The sequence below is a fragment of the Pseudescherichia sp. genome, from assembly GCF_032052675.1.
Taxonomy (GTDB): Bacteria; Pseudomonadota; Gammaproteobacteria; order Enterobacterales; family Enterobacteriaceae; genus Pseudescherichia.
The window spans coordinates 124931-144470 of record NZ_DAMBWA010000001.1; the positions used below are offsets into that span (position 1 = coordinate 124931).

Consider the following 19540-nt stretch of genomic DNA (forward strand, 5'->3'; position numbering starts at 1 on the left):
CAACACCTTATTGATGACTTATTAACGGTGTTATCGGCATGTGTGGTGGGAACTTTACATTTGCGAAAGGGAAATAATCCGCTACGCGCCTGGCTGATTAAAAGGCGATATCCACCACCACCGTATCGCTGTAGTTGCTGTAGGTCCTCTATGCCGGGCGGCGCTACGCTTGCCCAGCCTACAAACCGCGCCGGACCGTAGGCCCGTGCAAGCGTAGTGCCGCCGGGCAATAAGCGTGTCAAATTGGCTTAACTGACAAGCATTATTACGTCGCCTGCTGATTAAAAGGCGATATCCACCACCACCGTATCGCTGTAGGTTCCGGCCGGAGGCGTCGCCTGGTTGGTTAATACCCGGGCCGTATAGTTATAGGTACGCACCAGGCCGTTGGCGCTGAGCAGTGAGGAGGCGCTGCTGGCCCAGCGTTCGGTGCCGCTGCTGCCCCAGCGCTCGCTGGTGCTGCCTTTGTAGATCTCATAGCTCAGGCGATTATTGCCGGAAGCCATATTACGCACGCTGCCGTTGGCGTTGCTGCCGTTGTTGATCCCCACGCTATAGACGCTGCCTTTGGTGCAGGTCACCGCGACGCCCTGCGCCACCGCCGGGAAGTTTTTAACCAGCGGCGCGCTGCCGAAGTTGACGTTTGGCGCAGTGATAGTGATGCAGTCATTGGTTATGCTGATGGTCGCCGTGACGGCAACGGGTACGGTGCCAGTCTGCCACGAGCCGCAGCCGCCAAGCAGACCCAGCGAGCAGATGTTATAGGTAACGTTGAGGTTAAAGGTGGCCTGGTACTGGCCCGCCGCCACGGTCTGCCCGGAGAGGGTGCGAAAATAGATCGGCAGGACAATGCGTCGGGTATTCAGCAGATCGAGCAGCGCGTTTCCGCTCCAGGTATAGCTGCCGCCGATGAGCGCCTCACTGTTGTTATTGCACCCTGCAGCCCCGCACAGCCGCACCGGGATGGTATCGGCGCTGGCCGGGTTATCCACCCGACGTAGGATCGCCCGGTTGCTGACCGCGGCGCTCGCACTGCTCAGCTGCATAGTTATCGCGTTACCCGTTAACAGGTTAAGCAGCACGGCGTCACACTGCACCGTCAGGCTGCCGCTGATCTCCTGCTCGGTGCTATTAAGCGCAAACGAGGTGACGGTCCCAAAGACGGCGTTGGTGGGCGTCACCGTACAGGCTGCCCACGCCAGCGGGCTGCATCCCATCAGCAGCAGAAAAAGCAGAATAGCGCGGCGCATCAGCGTCTCTCCTCACAGGTAAGCGGCCCGTAGGTCTGTAATTTATGTTCAGGGTTTGCGCCAATCGCCAGACGGGCAAAGCAGGTGCGGTTATCTGGCGTGGTCACCCGCAGGGCGTTCACGTCGCTGAGATTTTCCAGAAAGGCGATGCCGTCATAGCCCACCGGCGTGGGAGATCGCCCCTCCCGATAGACCTGGCTGCCCACCGGCAGGGCGTGCCCCTCGGCATCGTGCAGGATCACGCTGGCGACCCGCTCCTGCTCCATCGGGAACTCCACCAGGTAACCGCTCTGGCGACGCAGGGCTACGCGCCGCTCGGTCTCTTTCAGGCGCGTATCCGCCGGCAGGTTAAGGGTATTGATGCTGTAGCTGGCGGGATAGTATGCCGAGACGCCGCTCACCAGCAGATAGCCTTTATCATTGGTCTTGCCCACCGGCTGGTTTTCATAGCTTACCGGCACGTTGGCATTGCCCCCGGTGCTGACCACCACAAAGGCGTCGTTGATCTTGTTAGCCGCAAAGAGCTGGCCGTCCATCAGCACCAGCGAACCCAGCGCTTCGCCCCACCAGGTCATCATCCCGCGCTCGCCGTAGCCGCCCCCCTGGAGTTCCACGCTGTTATTGCGCCAGTTTAGCGTCGCCTGCTGATAGTTGTCCGACTGCGGCTGGCGGGCGAAGGCCATATTCCAGCCGAAGCCGCCATCGGTAGGCATGGCATGGTTATAGTTGATACGCTGGCTGGTGCCCGCATCCGGGGTTTTCTCCACGCTGATAGCCGCACTGTCCCGCTCGCCAATAGGGATCTGCAGCGACATCGCAAAGGTCCAGTCGTCCCGCTGCTTATCGTGGCTGGCCGCCAGGTAGAGGCTGCTGCTGCCCCACAGGTTGCGGCTCCAGGAGAGATTCAGCAGCTCGGTCTTCTGGTTATCAAAACTGCGCACGCCAATCCAGGCCGCGCCGACGTTGCCATAGTCGCCCATATTAAAGGTCAGCGAATATTGATCGCTATTACGGCTCAGGGTCGCCAGCGGCTGGCGGTCGTCATCGTAAACGATGGTCTGATCGTAGAGGGCCAGGTTGCCGAACCCGCGCTCGCGGCGAGTGTGCTGGGTGGCGATGCTGAAGGTGCTGGTGCTGTACTGGTAACCCCAGTTGAACTGGCTGCCGCTGTTACCCCGCATCCGGCTCTCCGTCCACGATGAGTTAACCACCCCGTACTGGCCCAGCTTCACCACCCCGCCCGCGCCACCGAGGGTTAACTCCTCTGCGGCTTCGCCGTGGCCCTCAAAGGTAAAGTAGTCGGTCACGCCGTAGCGCAGCGAGCCGCTGCCCGCCGCCGGACCGTAGTTAAAATCATCAATGCCGTAGTTACGGCGCAGGCTGCCGAGAGTGACTGCGCCATCGGTGATGCCGCTCTTCAGCACGTCGCTCGAGACATAGAACGGCAGCGTGGTGCTGACCTGGCGTCCCAGCGCGTCGGTGGTGACCAGCACCGCATCCCCCGCCCCGTTGATGTAGGGCAGATTGGTCAGGGTAAAGGGGCCGGGCTGCAGCTGGGTGGATCCGGCCCGGTAGCCGTTGATAAAGACGTCGACCGCCGTCGGCACCGCCGCTTCGCCGGTAAACGCTGGCAGCGGCCAGGTGACCAGATCCGGGCGCAGCGAGAAGTCGCGCCCATAGCGGATCCCGCCCATCCGCACGCTGCTGCTCCAGTTCAGCGAGTCGGAGATGACGTCCCCCAGCTGCCACTCGGTGGCATCATCCTCATTGGTGAACAGCAGCGTGGTGTCGTAGCGGGTATAACCCTGGTTTTGCCCGGCGGTGCCGGAGAGGTACTCCCGCAGCGTGCCGGTGGAGGAGAACACCGCGTTGCTGTCGAAATAGCGAAACTCATGCCAAAGGGAAGCCTGGCTACCTGCATGCTCGGTGCTGCTGGTATAGACATCGTAGTTTAACAGCGCCCCCCGGCCATAGAGCGGTTTGACGCGCGCTGTTTCGCCGCTAAAAGAGGTGGCCCGATCGCCAACCCACTCCCGGGGAACGAACAGCAGCAGCCGCTGACGATTGCTGTCATATTCGGTACGCACGTCGGCCAGCGTCGAGAGGTCGACGTCTCCAGGCGGGAGATGCTCAGCGGGGATCCCGGCCCGCTGCAGATCGCGGCTGGCGACAATATAGTTCCCCTGACGCCGCGTGACGGGCACCACCAGCTCGGTATCGTAGTAGTTAACTACCAGCGAGAGGTGAAAAACCGCCTGGGCGTTGATGGCCTGCGCATCCGGCGGCGGCGGCAGGGCATCATCCCCCTCCTCTGCCAGCGCATCCGTTACTCCCCCCAGCAGCACCATCAGCGGCAGGATCAGTTTGCGGGAGACGACTGCCATTGAGTATCCCTGGCATTAATCGTCGCCGTCATGGTCGTCGGATTGCTAAGACCTGATGGAAGCGGCCAGCTACGCGCGCCGCCTGGCAGCACGTATCCCAGCAGGCCGTCTGCCAGCTCGCGCCGCTGGCTGCCCTGCTGCACGCTAACCTGGCTCAGGCGCACGTGCACATCGCTGCGGTTGCGTACCTCCAGCGCCGGTTTCCCTCCTTCGCGGATCACCCGCCAGCTCAGGTCACGCGTATTCACCAACGCATGGTTTGCCCCCTCGGTGGTGGTCTCTACGCCCTGACCGTAAACAAAGAGAGGAATGGAGTAGCGCATCTGGATCTTCAGGCCGATCTGCGGAGAATCTCCGCTAGCGGGCTGGGGGATCTCATCCACGATGATCCGGTAGCCTTGCTCAATACCGGCGGGAACCTGGGTCTGCTTAATCAGACGAATAAGCTGCTTGCCGCCCTTATCGATCCGCACAATGGGCGGGCTGGCGACCACGTCCTGCTGGGCCTGATAGCGTTCATGGCCGCCCTCCTGGGTCCAGCGCATGATGCGCACCTGCATCGTCGTTGGCGTATTCCCCTGATTCTGGATCCACAGCTCCGTTGCTTTTGCATCGGCGGCCAGCCAGGGATCGATCGGCCAGAGTAAAATGGTGGCTGCCGCCTGTGCCTGCTGCGTCATACCCGTTAGCGCCAGCAGGGCACCTGCTATTAGGCTCCGACCCATAATGGTTTTCATGATCCTTCTCCCTGTATGACCTTACCAGGACAACGTTACGGTCAGTTGATCGGTATAATTTCCTGCGGGGCTAAACCCCGTGAGCTGCGCCGCGCCAAACAGCGTCAGCGCGATATTGTTGCTATCGCTATAGGTGACCGAAAACGACTGGTTAACACCAATTTCCGTATTGGCCGCCAGCGTGCTGCTGCGATAGAGCCGATATGGCACCTGCTCTGTTCCTCCGCTGCGCTGCATGTTTCGCACGGTGCCGTAGTGAAGACCGCCGTTGATGCTCATGCTTAACGCCACTCCAGGGGTGCAGGCGAGAGAGAGCGCGCTGTTGGGCACAAAGCTGGTCGTGACCTGACCGCTCGCCACGCCGCTGCGACTCCCGAAGTCCAGAGAGCCGAGCAGGCCGCCGCTGCCGCTGACTACCGAGCATCCTGCCGCAATGGTTGCTCCAACCTGAAATGACTGGGTGCTGACCGTCAGCGCGGTGGCGCTCCCTGACCACCCCAGCAACCCCAAACCGAAGACGATGCGCAGCATACTTCGGCCAGGCGCCAGGCGCGTGTCGACTCCCTCAGGCTTCATTGCGCTGACGTCAGTAGATCACGCTCACGTTTATCGTATCGGAGTAGGTCCCTGGGACCACGGTCACGCTGTTACCCCCACCCTGAATACGGCCAAAGAGAGTGTAGTTATTCACCCCTCCGGCAGTGGAAGCAACCGGCAGCGGAGCGTTGTTGGCAATAACGTTACTAAAACCGCTGTCGCTGTAGAGGCTGTAGGCTACGCCCTGAGTTGCATTAGCAGTGTTAATTAAATAGCGCGCCGGCGTGCCTGGGGTACCTACCACCGTAGCGGGGGCAACGGTATTGGTGGTGCCGGTGATCTGCACGGTATAGGTGTCGGTGGTGCACTGGATCGCGAAGCTGTTGCCGCCGTTGGCACCTGTGAGCTGCGTGGTGAGCTCGGAGAAGGTGGCGGGATGGGTACCAAAGTCCAGCGAGCCGAAGTTAATACCGCTCTGATTCGGCGAGCCGTTGATCAGGCAGCCGTTGGTCAGGGTCAGCGTTGCGTTGATGGTCCCACTGCTGGTTACCGCATGGGCAGAGTGTCCGGCCAGTGCCAGCGCACCGCTTGCCAAAACAAGGAGAGTTTTTCTGTTCATGTTGTCGCCTCTGTGAAAAAGCAGGATTAACAGAAATTTAGCTTACGAGGTTGCAAACAACCACCCTGTAAAGGCCTACTCAAACTATCGGCGTATTGACATAAAATTGCATTATCTTTCAATGAATTAACATTATTAACAGCTCGTAACAAAGTGAAACGTGAATGATATATTCATTATCACGTGCTCTACTTCACAATATATTGTCTGATGTTTCATTGGCGGTTTTAGCCAAACTTAAATGTTATTAATGGGTAATGGCGGAGTGCAGTGCAAGGGGGGAAAAAAAACGCTCCCGCGGAGGGGAGCGTTGAAGGGTATCAGGCAACGTGGGCCGCGGCGCTATCCAGCAGGGCCATCTCTTCGCTGTTCAGCAGCTTCTCGATGTTGACCAGGATCAGCATGCGGTCACCCAGCGCGCCGAGGCCAGTGAGATATTCCGTTGACAGGGTAACGGCAAACTCCGGCGCAGGACGGATCTGATCGGACGCCAGCGACAGCACGTCAGAGACGCCGTCGACCACAATCCCGACCACGCGCTGCCCCAGATTGAGCACGATCACCACGGTGTTATCGTTATACTCCACGTCCTGCTGGCTGAATTTCACCCGCAGATCGACGATGGGTACAATCACACCGCGCAGGTTCGTTACCCCTTTAATAAAGTCCGGGGTGTTAGCAATACGGGTTACCTGATCGTAACCGCGGATCTCCTGCACTTTCAGGATATCGATGCCGTACTCTTCATCGCCTAAAGTGAATACCAGAAATTCCTGACCCGATGGCTCACCAGCCAGTTTCGTTACATTACTCATACCGGTCATATTTTTACCTTTTTAACTAAATCAGGCGGCTGTGTGCGCCACACGTTGCTCACGGTTTAATCCCTGTAACGCCGAAACATCGACGATCAGCGCCACGCTGCCATCGCCGAGGATAGTTGCAGCGGAGATGCCCGGCACCTTGCGGTAGTTGCTTTCGAGGTTCTTCACGACAACCTGGTGCTGACCAATCAGCTGATCCACCAGCAGCGCGTAGCGGCGGCCTGCGCTCTGTAGGATCACCACGATGCCTTTCGTCGCCTCGGTTTTCGCGCCGTCGACGTCAAAGACCTTCCACAGCTCGACCAGCGGCAGATATTCGCCGCGCACTTCAAGCACGCGCTCGCCGCCTGCCAGCGGGTGCAGATCCTCTTCACGCGGCTGCAGGGACTCCATCACTGCATTCAGCGGCAGAATAAAGACCTCGTCGCTCACCTTCACCGACATACCGTCGAGGATCGCCAGCGTCAGCGGCAGCAGAATGCGGATGGTTGTGCCCGCGCCCTGCTTCGACTGGATCTCAACGTGGCCGCCCATCTCCTGGATGTTACGTTTCACCACGTCCATGCCCACGCCGCGGCCGGAGACGTCCGTCACCTGCTCTGCGGTGGAGAAGCCCGGGGCGAAGATCAGCATGCCGACCTCTTCATCGGTCATGTTTTCATGCACCGCCATCCCCTGCGATACCGCTTTCGCCAGAATGCGCTCGCGGTTGAGGCCTGCGCCGTCGTCGATCACTTCGATGCAGATATTACCGCCCTGATGCTCAGCGGAGAGCGTCAGGTTACCGACCGGGGATTTCCCAGCGGCGACGCGGGTATCCGGCAGTTCAATGCCGTGGTCGAGGCTGTTACGCACCAGGTGCGTTAACGGATCGATAATGCGCTCGATCAGGCTCTTATCCAGTTCGGTAGAGCTGCCCAGCAGCGTCAGCTCGATCTGCTTGTTGAGCTTGCTCGCCAGATCGCGCACCAGACGCGGGAAGCGGCTGAAGACGTACTCCATCGGCATCATACGGATAGACATCACCGACTCTTGCAGATCGCGGGCGTTACGCTGCAGCTGGCCCATGCTGGTGATGAGATCGCCATGATTGACCGGATCCAGCTCGTTGGAACGCTGGGCCAGCATCGACTGGGTGATCACCAGCTCGCCCACCAGGTTGATCAGCTGGTCAACTTTCTCAACGGCCACGCGGATGCTGGTGGACTCGCTGGCGCGGGCCGGCTTTTCTGCACGCTCCTGACGGGCGGCAGGCTGCTCGCGCGGCGCGCTTTGTGCAACCGGCGCAGCGGCCACCGGCTGAGCGACCGGAGCCGGGGCGACAGGAGCGGCCTCGCTGGCGGTAACCGCGGCTGACGCCTTGGTAAAGCTAATCTGATCCGGCTCGATGACGAAGCAGAGCACGGCAATCAGATCGTCCTCGCTCACGCCGCCTTCCAGCGTCGCGCTCAACGTATCCGCGCCTTTTACCACGTCGCTGAGGGTTGCCAGGTTTTTCAGCTCGTCTTCCAGCAGGTTGACTTCGCTCTCTTTCAGGCGCGACAGGACAATGCGCAGCTTGCCGTCATTAGCAGCCGCAGGTGCGGCGGCAGGCGCGGTATCAGCGACGGCCTGGACATTATCTACAACGGTCAGCCTGGCCCCACCGGCCGCAGCGGCAGGCACTTCGCCTTTCGCTTCCAGCGCCAGCTGGCGCAGCGCATTGCAGATATATTCAAAGCTGGCGGCATCCGGCTCTTGCGAGCTTTTATAGGCGTCGAGCTGTTCCTGCATAATATCTTTGGTTTCCAAAAACAGGTTGATAATATCGGTATTGAGTTGCATCTCTCCGCGCCGGGCCTCATCCAGCAGGTTTTCCATCAGGTGCGTGGTCTCCTGCAAAATGGTAAAGCCAAACGTGCCAGCGCCCCCCTTTATGGAGTGGGCCGCACGAAAGATGGCGTTGAGCTGCTCTGAATCCGGCGCTTCCGGCACCAGATCCAGCAGGTGTTGCTCCATGTCGGCTAACAGCTCGTCAGCTTCATCAAAAAATGTCTGATAAAAATCGCTAATATCCATGCTCACGCTATCACCTCGGATCGGGTTGTGGCGATGTGGGAACGGTCGCCTGAGGCTGTGCCCCCGGCTGTTGTAATACACTTACCGGCTCGTTTTGGCTTTCGGCGTTTTCGTGCAGAATTGCCTGTTCTGCTTGTTTATTCAGCACTAAGAGACTGATACGACGGTTAACGGCGTCATCCGCGCCCTTGTCACTTACGCGCATGGTGGCAGCCATGCCGACCACGCGCAGCACTTTACCGTCGTCCAGCCCACCGGCGACCAGCTCCCGCCGCGAGGCGTTGGCACGATCGGCAGAGAGCTCCCAGTTGCTGTAGCCGCGTTCGCCGTTGGCGTACGGGAAGTCATCGGTATGACCGGAGAGGCTAATACGGTTCGGAATGTTGTTTAGCACCGGCGCAATAGCGCGCAAAATATCGCGCATATAGGGTTCAACCTCGGCGCTACCGGTTTTAAACATCGGTCGGTTCTGGCTGTCGATAATCTGGATACGCAGCCCCTCCTGCACCAGGTCGATCTTCAGGTGCGGACGCAGCGCCCGCAGCTTTGGATCGGCCTCGATCAGCTGGTCGAGATCGCCGCGCAGCTTGCTCAGGCGAGTCTGCTCCATTTTCTGGCGCAGCTCTTCCACGTTGGGCTGGCGCTGCACCTCCCCCTTCTGCTGGGTGACGTCATCGCCGCCGCCAGGAATTGGGCTGTCGCTGTTGGAGATCCGCGGGCCGCCGGCAATAGAGGTCGCCAACGGGGTACGGAAATACTCCGCAATCTGGATCAGCTCCTTCGGACTGGAGATAGAGATCAGCCACATCACGAGGAAGAACGCCATCATTGCCGTCATAAAATCGGCGTAGGCGATCTTCCAGGATCCGTGCGAGCCGCCTCCGTGTCCCTTATGCTTGCGCCGTTTTACAACGACAATAGGATGGGCCTGGTTTTTCATGCGTCCTCAGTCGTCGTCTGCTGGTTTGGGTTACGTACCGCCCGGACGTGCTCATCCAGTTCCATAAAGGACGGACGCTCGCTGGAGTAGAGGGTTTTGCGGCCAAACTCAACGGCAATCGGTGGCGCATAGCCGTTCAGGTTGGAGAGCAGCGTGATCTTCACGCACTGCATCATCTTGGTGGTTTCCGCGCTTTTCTGGCGCAGCACGGTCGCCAGCGGGGAGATAAAGCCGTAGGCCAGCAGAATACCGAGGAAGGTCCCTACCATCGCATGGGCGATCAGAGCGCCCAGCTCGGCCGCCGGGCGATCCGCCGAGGCCAGCGCATGGACTACCCCCATAACCGCTGCAACGATACCGAACGCGGGCAGCGAGTCGCCAACCATTGCCAGGCTGTTTGCCGGCACTTCGGCTTCGCTTTCATGCGTCTCGATCTCTTCATCCATCAGCGCTTCGATCTCGAAGGTGTTCATATTGCCGCTGATGATCAGACGCAGATAGTCGACGATAAATTCCAGCATCACCGGATCGGCAAGGATCCGCGGATAGTTGGCAAAAATTTCGCTCTCTTTTGGATTCTCGATGTCGCGCTCAAGGGAGAACATCCCCTGCTGGCGCGACTTGGCCATCAGGCGATAGAGCAACGCCAGCAGATCCATATAGACAGCTTTTGTGTATTTGGAGCGACGAAACAGCAGCGGAAGCGCCTTAAGCGTTCCTTTGATCGCTTTGCCGTTGTTGCCCACAATAAACGCACCCACGCCCGCGCCGCCGATAATAATCAGCTCAGCCGGTTGATAAAGTGCCCCAAGGTGTCCGCCGGTCATCATGTAACCGCCAAAGACTGTACCGAGAACAACAAGGTAACCTAATAAGATCAGCACGACATCATCCTTCCGCTGTTGACTAAGGCAAGGAAAAACAGAGTGAGGGTTTAACCCAACGGGGAGGCAAAAAAAAGCAGCGGTAATTGCTTACCGCTGCTGGAGTGTTACCCACGCCGTTACGTTAAACAGCCTGTTTGATCTGTTCATCCAGCAGTTGTGGAATAATATCGGCAGCTTCCAGGGAAAGTTTACGTCTTTTTACGGCCCTGGACGGCGGCTGGCACAAACTGCAGGCAAAACTCCCGACAGGCTGATGAGCATGGGTAATAAAATTCCCACCGCAGCAGTTGCAGCTGGAGAGTTCAAGCATACCGCTTTCCACAAAACGGACTAATGTCCATGCACGCGTCAGGGCTAATAGTGGCCCCTCTTCCGGCTGCGGGCACTGCTCCAGATAGAGTCGATAGGCTTTAATAACCGCGTCAACGCCGCTGCAAAGGCCCGTTTTCAACAAAAATTGCCAGGCGTTGCAGAACATTGAGGCGTGAATATTCTGTTCCCACGTCATAAACCAGTCGGTTGAAAAAGGGAGCATCCCTTTCGGCGGCGGGCTACCACGAAGTTCTTTATAGAGTTTGATGAGGCGGCCACGGCTGAGCTGCGTTTCGCTTTCCAGCATTTGCAAACGCGCGCCCAGCGTAATCAGTTCCATCGCGAGTTGAATATCACGCGCTTCCTGGACAATGCTCTTTTCGGTCATTATTAAGCCCTTTTCTTCCGGGACGCTGCGTCAGCACCCTGATTGCTCTCATTGAGCAAACGCGTTGAGAGCAAAATACCGGTATGGACCTGCTGCAGGTCGTCTACACGGGACTCCTGGGTCAGACGGGTAATGGTCTGATGACTGTCAAAACGGAACTGACAGATTAGCTGATTGGTTTCAGCTAATTTCACCATCTGCGGAAGTGATAATTCACCCAAGGTGGAAGCCATCTCTTCGTTAATGCCCAGGCGGAACATCGCTGAAGCTTTGTCTTGACTAATCAAACGCTGTGCGAGCAGTAAATATGACAAGTTGATGTCATAGATATGTTTCAGCAACTCGGATGTATGCATTTTTCCCATCCAGAATAACCAACTAGTATCTTATGCGGCCAGGCCGCACCCCGTGATGTCGCCGGGAAAAAAACCCGGTATTAAAAAAGATAAGGCGAAATGCATCGTTTGAACTTAGTTGTTTAACGTGACGGCGATCGCATTGTTCTGCCACCTCTCTCCGTTACGCTTTCAATCAATTCTTACAATTTACTAAGATTTTTCTTAAAGCGACGCAACTGTACTCGCGACCCGTAGGACATACAATTGGCTCCGGTGAATAATTTGAAAATAATGTGATCTACGTCACATAATTTACGTGAATATTATAAAGAAATCCATACTTTCGACTTAGTGATTGTTCAATTTTTATACTATCAGGCGCCTTTTCTATTCCTTTTCGACGAATAGTCATGCAGTTTTATGTGTTAACTGATGACCAGTCATCAGACCTCGGACTTTTTGCCAGCCACACTCGACTAATGAGCGCAGTAAGAGTGGGGTGATTATATTAAACATATAAAAATCAAAACATTAAAGCAGGGCTAAACTGATTCAATAAACTTGTAAAATGATTGCGAATTTGTTAACCGTTAGTAAATAAGAAACAACAGCGCCCTATAAAATAGGCTTAATTTCCATTAAGTCTTTAAATTTTGTTAACATATCCGTAAGTGACGCGATTCCTTGCGATGGAATAATTAATGAATATTTATGATAATGTTCACAGCTTTGTCACACTTTTTCGGTTGCAACTTTTTTAAGAAGAAGGTAAAGATACGTCAAGGGTTCATTCTCCATTAAGGAGCGAGATATGAGCTATTCTCATCTTTTGGTCGCGATTGCCGTCAATTCAGAAAGTCATCTGCTGCTGAAAAAAGCAGTCTCCATTGCCCGTCCCTACCAGGCACGCATCAGCTTGCTTACCCTGGCCAACGATCCTGAAATGTATAATCAGTTTGCTGCGCCTATGATGGAAAATTTGCGCGATCTCATGCAGGAGGAGACGCAGCAGTTTATGCATCAATTAGCTGCGCAGGCAGATTATCCTATTGCTGAAACGATTATTGCTTCGGGCGCGCTCAGTGAAAATATTGTTCATCTTTGTGAGCGTGATGGGATCGATCTGGTTATTTATGGTAACCATAATCAGCGCTATTTTTCGCGGGCGGCCTGTTCGGCTAAAGGCGTGGTAGGAGCATGTAAGGTTGACGTGCTGCTGGTACCGCTAGGAGAGGAGTAGCGCCCCCGCCGCAGCGGGAGCGTCAGCGTGTTTACGCCAGCTTGGGGAAGGTCGCCACGTTATTCTGCAGAAGGGTCTCTGCATTACGAGGCGCTATACGCTTTAAATCGGCAATAAACCTCTCCTGCCAGTGATGAATATCATTTTTTCTGATCACATCCATCATGTCGGCGTGGCGAGAAATACGCTCCGCCAGCGGCATGGTTAGCGCCCGGTTCATGGCATTAGCCACATCGTCACGGTCGTAAGGGTTGACGATCAGGGCGGAGGTAAGCTCGTTAGCCGCACCGGCAAACTTAGAGAGCACCAGTACGCCTGGGTTAGCCGGATCCTGCGCGGCCACATACTCCTTCGCAACGAGGTTCATCCCGTCACGCAACGGGGTCACCAAGCCAACGTCGGCATAACGGAACACCTTCATCAGCAGCTTACGATCAAAGTGCTGGTTGAGATAGTAGAGCGGCGTCCACCCTAGCTGACCATATTTACCGTTGATGCGTCCCGCTTCGGTCTCCAGCTGATGACGAATATCCTGATAGGCCTGAACTTCGCCGCGCGAAGTAGGTGCAATCTGCGTATAGCGGATCTTACCGTGGTGCTGCGGGAACTTCTCCAGCAGAGTTTCATAGGCATGGAAACGTTCCGGCAGGCCCTTAGAGTAGTCCAACCGCTCAACGGAGAAGATATTTTTCACGTTTTTCAGCTCGGCTTTGAGCTGTGCCAGCTTCGGTGGCAGCGGGCCTGCGGCCTGCTGAGCGATCTCTTCCGGTTCAATCCCGATAGGATAGACCTCAGTACGGAAGGTTTTGCCCCATGCGGTATGGGTCTTATCGCCCCGGGCGGTTAATCGCGTCTGGCTTGAGAGGCTATCCAGGAACGACACTCTATCGCTCTCGGTCTGGAAGCCCAGCAGATCGTAGTCGCACAGCTGCTCCAGCAGCTCAGCATGCGGCGGCAGCGCGTTAAAGATTTCCGGCGTCGGGAATGGAATGTGCAGGAAGAAGCCAATCTGGTTATTCACGCCGCGCTGGCGCAGCTCGTTGGCGAACGGCAGCAGATGATAGTCGTGGATCCAGAGGATGTCATCCTCTTCAAGCAGAGGAACCAGCTTGTCCGCGAGCAGTGCGTTTACGCGCTGATAGCCCTCCCAGGCCTCGCGCTGAAACTTCACTAAATCAAGACGGTAGTGAAAAGCAGGCCACAGCACGGCATTGGAAAACTGGCTGTAGTACTCATCATAATCCTGCTCGCTGAGATTAAATGAGGCCCAAGTGATATTGCCCCGCGTCACCTTCTTTAGCGGCTGATCTTCGTTACCAATTTCACCGCTCCAGCCAAACCAGAGGCCGCCCGTTCCCTTCAGTGCGCCCATAATGCCGACGGCCAGTCCACCGGCGCTTGATTTCTTATCATCCGGCGGTGCGATACGATTAGATACTACGACTAAGCGACTCATAGCCATCTCTCCTGTTAGTTAATGCCATTTCTTCTTGTTGTTGGTGGTCAGTAATATTTTCGAGCCATTGATGAACGTCCGCGACACTTTCCAGTCGATACTGCGCCTGCGTTGCGCCAATACCAACCTTTACGGATACGCCATCAAGGCGATTCACAACCTTGAAGCCTGCCTCGTCAGTGAGGTCGTCTCCGAGGAAAACAGGTGTACGTCCAATAAAAGGCGTCTCCTGCATGAATGCTTCTACTGCTGCTCCTTTATTGATACCACGCGGTTTTAGCTCTACCACGCATTTACCCGGCTGGAGGGCTAAATTCGGATATTTCTCCTCCATCTCCTTCGCCAGCGCATAAATAGCCTCTTCATGATGAACGGCCTGACGATAGTGCAGCGCAAACGCCATCCCCTTCGCCTCAAGCTCCGTCCCCTTAAGGGGATCAAGCGCCGTAATCAGCTCCAGCTCCATCTGCTTAACCTGATCCTCTGGCAGTGCGATCTCGTGGGTTTTTCCCTGGTAGTCGCGTCGCTGTGCGCCATGCACGCCAGCAAGAGGGAAATGCAGCGGGGAGGCAATGGCATCGAGCTCTTTCATAGAGCGGCCCGATACCAGCGCCACCGCGCCCTGATTCATTTCGGCCAGACGTTTGAGCAGGGTAAGTACCCCGGCGGGAATAAAGACCTGATCGGGACGAGGTTTGATTTCGGCGAGGGTTCCGTCGAGGTCAAAGAAGTAAGCATAGTTTGCGGAAAGTACAGGCGGTACAGCTAACTGGTCAGCCACCCTGGTCTCCTCCTTTCTGGTTTCGATGCCGCGTTCACGACCATCTCTCATTATCATTAGCCATGTAAGTATAGACAGTGTCGCGCGCCTCGCCATTTTAAAGCAAAGAAACCAGCCGCAATTGCGGCTGGCTGAGAGGTAAAAACGATTAAAAAAGAGGCCGTTCGGTGAGATGGCGAGCGTCAGACGGTGCGTTTCGCCTTCTGTTTGTAACGGTCGAAGATGACCGCCGCCAGCAGGATCAGGCCGCGTACAACGTACTGCGAGAAGGGGGAGATATTCAGCAGGTTCATCGCGTTCTCTACGGTACCGAGGATCAGGATCCCCGCCACAACATACGAGATTTTTCCGATGCCGCCCTTGAGAGAGACTCCGCCAAGCACGCAGGCAGAAATCACGATCAGTTCATAACCAATGGAGGTCATCGGCTGGCCGCTGGTCATACGCGACGCCAGAATAATCCCGGCTGCGGCCGACACCAGTCCGGAGAGCACAAAGATAATGATTTTTGTACGTACCACCGGTACCCCTGCCAGGCGAGCCGCCTCTTCGTTGCCCCCAATCGCCAACGTATTGCGGCCAAAGGTGGTTCGGTTGAGCAGGAAACCAAAGACGATCAGGCAGGCCACGGTCAGCCAGATGGGTGCAGGCAGGCCGAGCCAGTTGGTATAGCCGAGGGTGAAGAAACGCTCATCTTCAATACCCACCGCTTTACCGTCAGAGATGATATAGGCCAGGCCGCGCACGATCTGCATCGTCGCAAGGGTGGTGATCAGGGCGTTGATCTTCAGTTTGGCAATGACGAAGCCGTTAACCAGGCCGCTCAGCACGCCCAGCATCAGGCCTGCAAAGACGCCGATCCACAGGCTTTCCGTCATGTTAATGACCACCGCCGTGGTAACGCCAGCGCAGGCGATGACCGAGGCGACCGAGAGGTCAAAGTCGCCGGAGGCCAGGCAGAAGAGCATACCGCAGGCCACCATGCCCGACATCGAGATGGCGAGCCCTAGCCCCTTCATATTGACGAAGCTGGCAAAGTTAGGCACAAACAGGGCGCAGCCGATAAACAGTACGGCAAAGACCACCAGCATGCCGTAGTGATCCCAGATACGCCCCAGACTGAACGGCGACTTTCCTGCGCCGGAGCTTGTTACTGATGACATCATACTCTCCTTACTCAGGCAACAGCCTGACTCACTTTAGGCATGGCAAGGCTTAACGCCTGTTTTTCGTCTGCTTCGCCGTGCAGCAGCTCGCCGGCGATCTCCCCTTCACGCATCACCAGGATGCGGTCGGCGACGCCGAGCACTTCCGGCAGGTCGCTGGAGGCAAACAGTACCGCTACGCCGCGAGACGCGAGGGCGTAGATGACGTTGTAGATCTCATGCTTGGCGCCCACGTCTATACCGCGCGTCGGCTCATCGAGCAAAATGACCTTCATCTCCTCTGAGAGCCAGCGGCCAAGGATCGCCTTCTGCTGGTTCCCGCCGGAGAGGTTCATAATCAGCTGCTCAGCACCGGGCGTTTTGATATTGAGGGAGCGAATATGGTGGTCGGCGTTTTCCACCTCCCAGCCGTCGTTGATCAGGCATCCGGCGCGGACAGCCTTGCGCCGGGCGCTGATGTTAATGTTGTCACGCACAGAGTGAACGGGAATGATGCCTTCGGCTTTGCGATCCTCAGGACAGAGCATCATCCCGGCGCGAATGGCGTGGGCAGGCTTCTGGATATCCAGCGGCTTGCCGTCAATGAATAGCTGGCCTGCGGTAATGCGCGTGCCGCCAAACAGCCCTTTCATCAGCTCGCTGCGCCCGGCGCCCACAAGCCCGAACAGGCCGACGATTTCGCCGCGCCTCACCGAGAAGCTAACGGGATGGCGCACGCCGGGGGCTTTTACGCCTTCCAGACGCAGCATCTCCGCCCCGTACTCCCGCGGTTGCCAGCCATAAATATCGCCGAGATCGCGCCCGACCATCGCCTGCACCAACGAGTCATGGTTGACCTGCTGCATATCGTCAAAGGTGCGCACGTAGCGTCCATCTTTAAAGACGGTGATGGCGTCGCTAAGGGCAAAAATCTCCTCCATGCGGTGGGAGACATAGAGGATCACTCGCCCCTCGTTGCGCAGCTCGCGTATCACGCGAAACAGGTTGTCGATCTCCCGCGCCGAGAGCGAGCTGGTAGGCTCATCAAAGGCGATGACTTTCGCGTTACGCGCCAGCGCCTTGGCAATCTCAACCATCTGCCACTGGCCGATGGAGAGGTACTTCAGCGGCGTCTGCGGATCGATATCCAGACCAAGATGTTCCAGCTGGAGCCGAGCCTCATAGTTAAGCAGCGAGCGATTGACCAGCCCACCCTTCTGCGGCAGCTGGCCGAGATAGATATTTTCCGCGACGGTCATCTCTGGAACCAGATGCAGCTCCTGGTAGATGATCGCCACCCCGGCATTCAGCGCGGCGGTGGTGTCGGCAAAGCTGACCTCTTGCCCCTGCAGCACCAGCGTTCCGCCAGTGGGGGCATAGTTGCCGCTCAGAATTTTCAACAGCGTCGATTTACCCGCGCCGTTCTCTCCCATCAGGGCGTGCACCTGGCCGGCATAGCAGTCGAAGCTAATGTCGCTCAGGGCCTTAACGCCGGGGAAGGTTTTGCTAATACCACGGAAAGAGAGATATGGAGTTGACTGTTGCATAACGTCTCCGTGACGCATTTATGGTACGACTGGCCCTTCACCGGGCGACAAAGCCTACGGTGAAGAGCGCAACCAACGGCGTGAATTACTTCACGCCTAGCCCTTTCTTCGCTAACTCTTCTTTAAAGTTGTCGCGGGTGATCAGCACCACGTCGGTAACGGCAGTGAATTTCGGCGGTTCGACCCCTTTTTCCACCCAGTTGTAGAGCATTTCACTGGTTTTATAGCCGTGAACGTCCGGGCTTGGCAGCAGCGAGCCGTAGAAACCGGTGGCCTGCGCTTTGGACAGTTCGCTAACGGCGTCGACGCCGTTGATACCAATACCGATCACGTCGGCCGCTTTGAAGCCCTGCCCTTCCGTGGCGCGCACGCCACCGAGCACGGTGTTATCATTCATGCCGACCACCAGCCAGTGTTTCACCTCTGGATGCTGTACCAGCAGAGAGTTGCCGGCATCGAACGCGCCGGGAATATCGTTTGATTTGGTTGGGACCTGATAGATCTGTTTCTCCGGGAAGCCAGCCGCTTTCAGCGCATCCATTGAGCCGGAGGTGCGGCGACGGGCGGTATCCAGCTCGTTGGCGGTGATCGCCATGACGCCGGTCTCTTTCACATCCCAGCCGCGTTTTTGCATCTCTTTATACAGCTCCTGCCCCTGGCGAGCGCCAATCTCGCTGGCGGCCATCATGACCAGCGGTACGCTCTCCATCGGCTGGCCTTTGGCGTTGACGAACTGATCGTCCACGGCAATGACCTTCATGTCATATCCACGTGCTTTGGCAACAATCGCTGAACCCAGCTTAGGATCCGGGGTACAGATAACGAACCCTTTCGCCCCGCTGGCGGCCAGGCTATCGATGGCGTTCAGCGTTTTTTCACCGTCCGGCACGGCGATTTTAATAACCTCAAAGCCTAAATCTTTGCCTGCTTTATCAGCAAACTTCCATTCTGTCTGGAACCACGGCTCTTCCGGCTGTTTAACCAGAAAACCGAGCTTCATATTTTCGGCGATAGCGGATTGTGACATAACGGCAGCTAAACCAATGGCCGCCAGCGCTTTAGTGAATTTGTGCATGGTTAACTCCAGCTTTAACGCTTTTTTATGTAAGGTATGAGAGTTTATTAGCTGTCTAATCAGCCTTAAAACAAGGCATTAGCACACGTCTATCAGGAGATGCTATTGCTGGAGTAGTTTTAGCGGGAAATTAATCCTCCATAGGAGAGCGCCATCACACCGCAGAATTACAGTAAAAGCGTGCATAAATTCAGCGAATATCTTCATAAGAATTGGCGTATTTGTCAGACAAATGCGGAGGGGTGTAGCAGAATTATCCATCAGGCCAGCCAGCTTATCCTTGTGGCCTGAGGAGTGTTTTGTCGTGCTGAGAAACTAGAGGGGATAGTAGATATGATCCGCGTGGTCACGTACCGGGGCATCATCACCTAAAAGACGCGCTGAGACGGCAAAGGCAAAATCGAATACCCGGCCTAATCCCTTGCCGCTAATCAGGTTGCCATCCTCTACGACGGCAGCGTCGACATAGTGGCCGTCGGTCACGGTTTCAAACAGATCGCCCGAACAGACGTAACGCCGCCCTTTCAGCAGGCCGTTGCCTCCCAGTACCCGTGCGGCTGCCGAGCAGATAGGACAGATAAGCTTTTCCGCTTCATCATGACGGGTCACAAAGGCGATAACTTCAGCGCTGGCCGCAAGGTTAACGCTCCCCTCCGGACCGCCCGGCAGCACAACGGCATCGTAAAGCGTATTCAGGCGCTCGCTTAACGTAGCGTCGGCTACCATAGGAATCGCGTGGTAGCTCACCACCGCGCGGGACGTAGTGCAGGCCAGCGTTTCTACATCAATGTGCAACCGGCGCAGTATATCAATGGTGACTATGGCTTCCGCCTCTTCAAAACCGGGGGCCAGCAGCACGGCAACTCTTTTCATCTCCAACTCCTTCATATTAAACGAAACCCTCTATGAGATACATTCAAGCATGAATGTAACCCTCTATTTTCATTAAGATTATTCGTTTATGACGTTGAAAAGTGTCTGGCGGATCACATTTGTCAGATGAATAAATCTTTACGATCGTC

At 56.4% G+C, this 19540-nt stretch carries 18 protein-coding genes; 1 reads left to right on the plus strand and 17 read right to left on the minus strand.

Features of this window, described 5'->3' with window-relative positions; translation table 11 throughout:
* Positions 1–281: 281 nt before the first annotated feature.
* The 11 genes from RTX96_RS00605 to flhD all read right to left on the minus strand — a co-directional run bounded on the left by RTX96_RS00605 (position 282) and on the right by flhD (position 11292).
* Positions 282–1250: a spore coat U domain-containing protein gene (locus tag RTX96_RS00605; protein WP_312669828.1), complete on the minus strand. Its 969-nt coding sequence runs from the start codon at positions 1248–1250 to the stop codon at positions 282–284.
* Entirely contained in the window at positions 1250–3634 is a 2385-nt protein-coding gene (locus RTX96_RS00610; RefSeq protein WP_312669829.1) for a fimbria/pilus outer membrane usher protein, read from the minus strand. The genes RTX96_RS00605 and RTX96_RS00610 overlap by 1 nt, the downstream gene beginning before the upstream one ends.
* Positions 3610–4371 carry a molecular chaperone gene (locus RTX96_RS00615; RefSeq protein WP_103819277.1) on the minus strand — a complete coding sequence of 254 codons (762 nt, stop codon included), beginning with the start codon at positions 4369–4371 and terminating at the stop codon, positions 3610–3612. The genes RTX96_RS00610 and RTX96_RS00615 overlap by 25 nt, the downstream gene beginning before the upstream one ends.
* A 21-nt stretch (positions 4372–4392) precedes the next feature.
* Positions 4393–4902 carry a spore coat U domain-containing protein gene (locus RTX96_RS00620; RefSeq protein ID WP_312670008.1) on the minus strand — a complete coding sequence of 170 codons (510 nt, stop codon included), beginning with the start codon at positions 4900–4902 and terminating at the stop codon, positions 4393–4395.
* A gap of 55 nt (positions 4903–4957) precedes the next feature.
* Positions 4958–5527, minus strand: a complete 570-nt coding sequence (locus RTX96_RS00625) for a spore coat U domain-containing protein (RefSeq protein ID WP_103819275.1) — start codon at positions 5525–5527, stop codon at positions 4958–4960.
* Positions 5528–5847: 320 nt separating this feature from the next.
* Positions 5848–6351, minus strand: a complete 504-nt coding sequence (gene cheW, locus RTX96_RS00630) for a chemotaxis protein CheW (RefSeq protein WP_103819274.1) — start codon at positions 6349–6351, stop codon at positions 5848–5850.
* Positions 6352–6372: 21 nt separating this feature from the next.
* Positions 6373–8415, minus strand: coding sequence for a chemotaxis protein CheA (gene cheA / locus RTX96_RS00635; RefSeq protein ID WP_312669830.1), 2043 nt, complete (start codon positions 8413–8415; stop codon positions 6373–6375).
* 4 nt (positions 8416–8419) lie between these two features.
* Positions 8420–9349 carry a flagellar motor protein MotB gene (motB, locus tag RTX96_RS00640; RefSeq protein WP_103819272.1) on the minus strand — a complete coding sequence of 310 codons (930 nt, stop codon included), beginning with the start codon at positions 9347–9349 and terminating at the stop codon, positions 8420–8422.
* The gene (motA, locus tag RTX96_RS00645; protein WP_103819271.1) at positions 9346–10233 is read right to left on the minus strand and encodes a flagellar motor stator protein MotA; all 888 of its coding nucleotides are present in this window, start codon (positions 10231–10233) and stop codon (positions 9346–9348) included. The genes motB and motA overlap by 4 nt, the downstream gene beginning before the upstream one ends.
* Positions 10234–10357: 124 nt before the next feature.
* Positions 10358–10936, minus strand: a complete 579-nt coding sequence (flhC, locus tag RTX96_RS00650) for a flagellar transcriptional regulator FlhC (protein ID WP_103819270.1) — start codon at positions 10934–10936, stop codon at positions 10358–10360.
* Between the two features lie 2 nt (positions 10937–10938).
* Positions 10939–11292, minus strand: coding sequence for a flagellar transcriptional regulator FlhD (gene flhD, locus RTX96_RS00655; RefSeq protein WP_181016585.1), 354 nt, complete (start codon positions 11290–11292; stop codon positions 10939–10941).
* Positions 11293–12085: 793 nt separating this feature from the next.
* Here flhD and uspC point away from each other — a divergent pair.
* Positions 12086–12514 (plus strand): universal stress protein UspC, encoded by a 429-nt coding sequence (gene uspC / locus RTX96_RS00660; RefSeq protein WP_312669831.1) that lies wholly within the window; start codon positions 12086–12088, stop codon positions 12512–12514.
* A 31-nt stretch (positions 12515–12545) separates the two neighbouring features.
* On the opposite strand, the gene otsA is transcribed toward uspC, so the two are convergent.
* From otsA to RTX96_RS00690, 6 genes are all read right to left on the minus strand, one after another.
* Positions 12546–13970 carry an alpha,alpha-trehalose-phosphate synthase gene (gene otsA, locus RTX96_RS00665; RefSeq protein WP_103819267.1) on the minus strand — a complete coding sequence of 475 codons (1425 nt, stop codon included), beginning with the start codon at positions 13968–13970 and terminating at the stop codon, positions 12546–12548.
* Complete coding sequence (gene otsB / locus RTX96_RS00670; RefSeq protein WP_312669832.1) at positions 13945–14751, minus strand: trehalose-phosphatase; 807 nt, start codon at positions 14749–14751, stop codon at positions 13945–13947. The genes otsA and otsB overlap by 26 nt, the downstream gene beginning before the upstream one ends.
* Before the next feature lie 182 nt (positions 14752–14933).
* The gene (araH, locus tag RTX96_RS00675; RefSeq protein WP_103819266.1) at positions 14934–15914 is read right to left on the minus strand and encodes an L-arabinose ABC transporter permease AraH; all 981 of its coding nucleotides are present in this window, start codon (positions 15912–15914) and stop codon (positions 14934–14936) included.
* A 14-nt stretch (positions 15915–15928) separates the two neighbouring features.
* Positions 15929–17443 carry an L-arabinose ABC transporter ATP-binding protein AraG gene (gene araG / locus RTX96_RS00680; protein WP_103819265.1) on the minus strand — a complete coding sequence of 505 codons (1515 nt, stop codon included), beginning with the start codon at positions 17441–17443 and terminating at the stop codon, positions 15929–15931.
* A gap of 85 nt (positions 17444–17528) precedes the next feature.
* Positions 17529–18518, minus strand: coding sequence for an arabinose ABC transporter substrate-binding protein (locus tag RTX96_RS00685; RefSeq protein WP_103819264.1), 990 nt, complete (start codon positions 18516–18518; stop codon positions 17529–17531).
* Between the two features lie 315 nt (positions 18519–18833).
* On the minus strand, positions 18834–19391 hold the full coding sequence (locus tag RTX96_RS00690; protein ID WP_312669833.1) for a DJ-1/PfpI family protein: 558 nt from the start codon (positions 19389–19391) through the stop codon (positions 18834–18836).
* Positions 19392–19540 lie beyond the last annotated feature (149 nt).

What these genes read in the sequence shown, in the direction of transcription:
- RTX96_RS00620 (WP_312670008.1), bottom strand. Translation starts at nt 4,902, where the DNA reads ATGCTGCGCATCGTCTTCGGTTTGGGGTTGCTGGGGTGGTCAGGGAGC.
- RTX96_RS00685 (WP_103819264.1), bottom strand. Translation starts at nt 18,518, where the DNA reads ATGCACAAATTCACTAAAGCGCTGGCGGCCATTGGTTTAGCTGCCGTT.
- araH (WP_103819266.1), bottom strand. Translation starts at nt 15,914, where the DNA reads ATGTCATCAGTAACAAGCTCCGGCGCAGGAAAGTCGCCGTTCAGTCTG.
- motB (WP_103819272.1), bottom strand. Translation starts at nt 9,349, where the DNA reads ATGAAAAACCAGGCCCATCCTATTGTCGTTGTAAAACGGCGCAAGCAT.
- flhC (WP_103819270.1), bottom strand. Translation starts at nt 10,936, where the DNA reads ATGACCGAAAAGAGCATTGTCCAGGAAGCGCGTGATATTCAACTCGCG.
- uspC (WP_312669831.1), top strand. Translation starts at nt 12,086, where the DNA reads ATGAGCTATTCTCATCTTTTGGTCGCGATTGCCGTCAATTCAGAAAGT.
- RTX96_RS00610 (WP_312669829.1), bottom strand. Translation starts at nt 3,634, where the DNA reads ATGGCAGTCGTCTCCCGCAAACTGATCCTGCCGCTGATGGTGCTGCTG.
- RTX96_RS00605 (WP_312669828.1), bottom strand. Translation starts at nt 1,250, where the DNA reads ATGCGCCGCGCTATTCTGCTTTTTCTGCTGCTGATGGGATGCAGCCCG.
- cheW (WP_103819274.1), bottom strand. Translation starts at nt 6,351, where the DNA reads ATGACCGGTATGAGTAATGTAACGAAACTGGCTGGTGAGCCATCGGGT.
- RTX96_RS00690 (WP_312669833.1), bottom strand. Translation starts at nt 19,391, where the DNA reads ATGAAAAGAGTTGCCGTGCTGCTGGCCCCCGGTTTTGAAGAGGCGGAA.
- araG (WP_103819265.1), bottom strand. Translation starts at nt 17,443, where the DNA reads ATGCAACAGTCAACTCCATATCTCTCTTTCCGTGGTATTAGCAAAACC.
- flhD (WP_181016585.1), bottom strand. Translation starts at nt 11,292, where the DNA reads ATGCATACATCCGAGTTGCTGAAACATATCTATGACATCAACTTGTCA.
- otsA (WP_103819267.1), bottom strand. Translation starts at nt 13,970, where the DNA reads ATGAGTCGCTTAGTCGTAGTATCTAATCGTATCGCACCGCCGGATGAT.
- RTX96_RS00625 (WP_103819275.1), bottom strand. Translation starts at nt 5,527, where the DNA reads ATGAACAGAAAAACTCTCCTTGTTTTGGCAAGCGGTGCGCTGGCACTG.
- RTX96_RS00615 (WP_103819277.1), bottom strand. Translation starts at nt 4,371, where the DNA reads ATGAAAACCATTATGGGTCGGAGCCTAATAGCAGGTGCCCTGCTGGCG.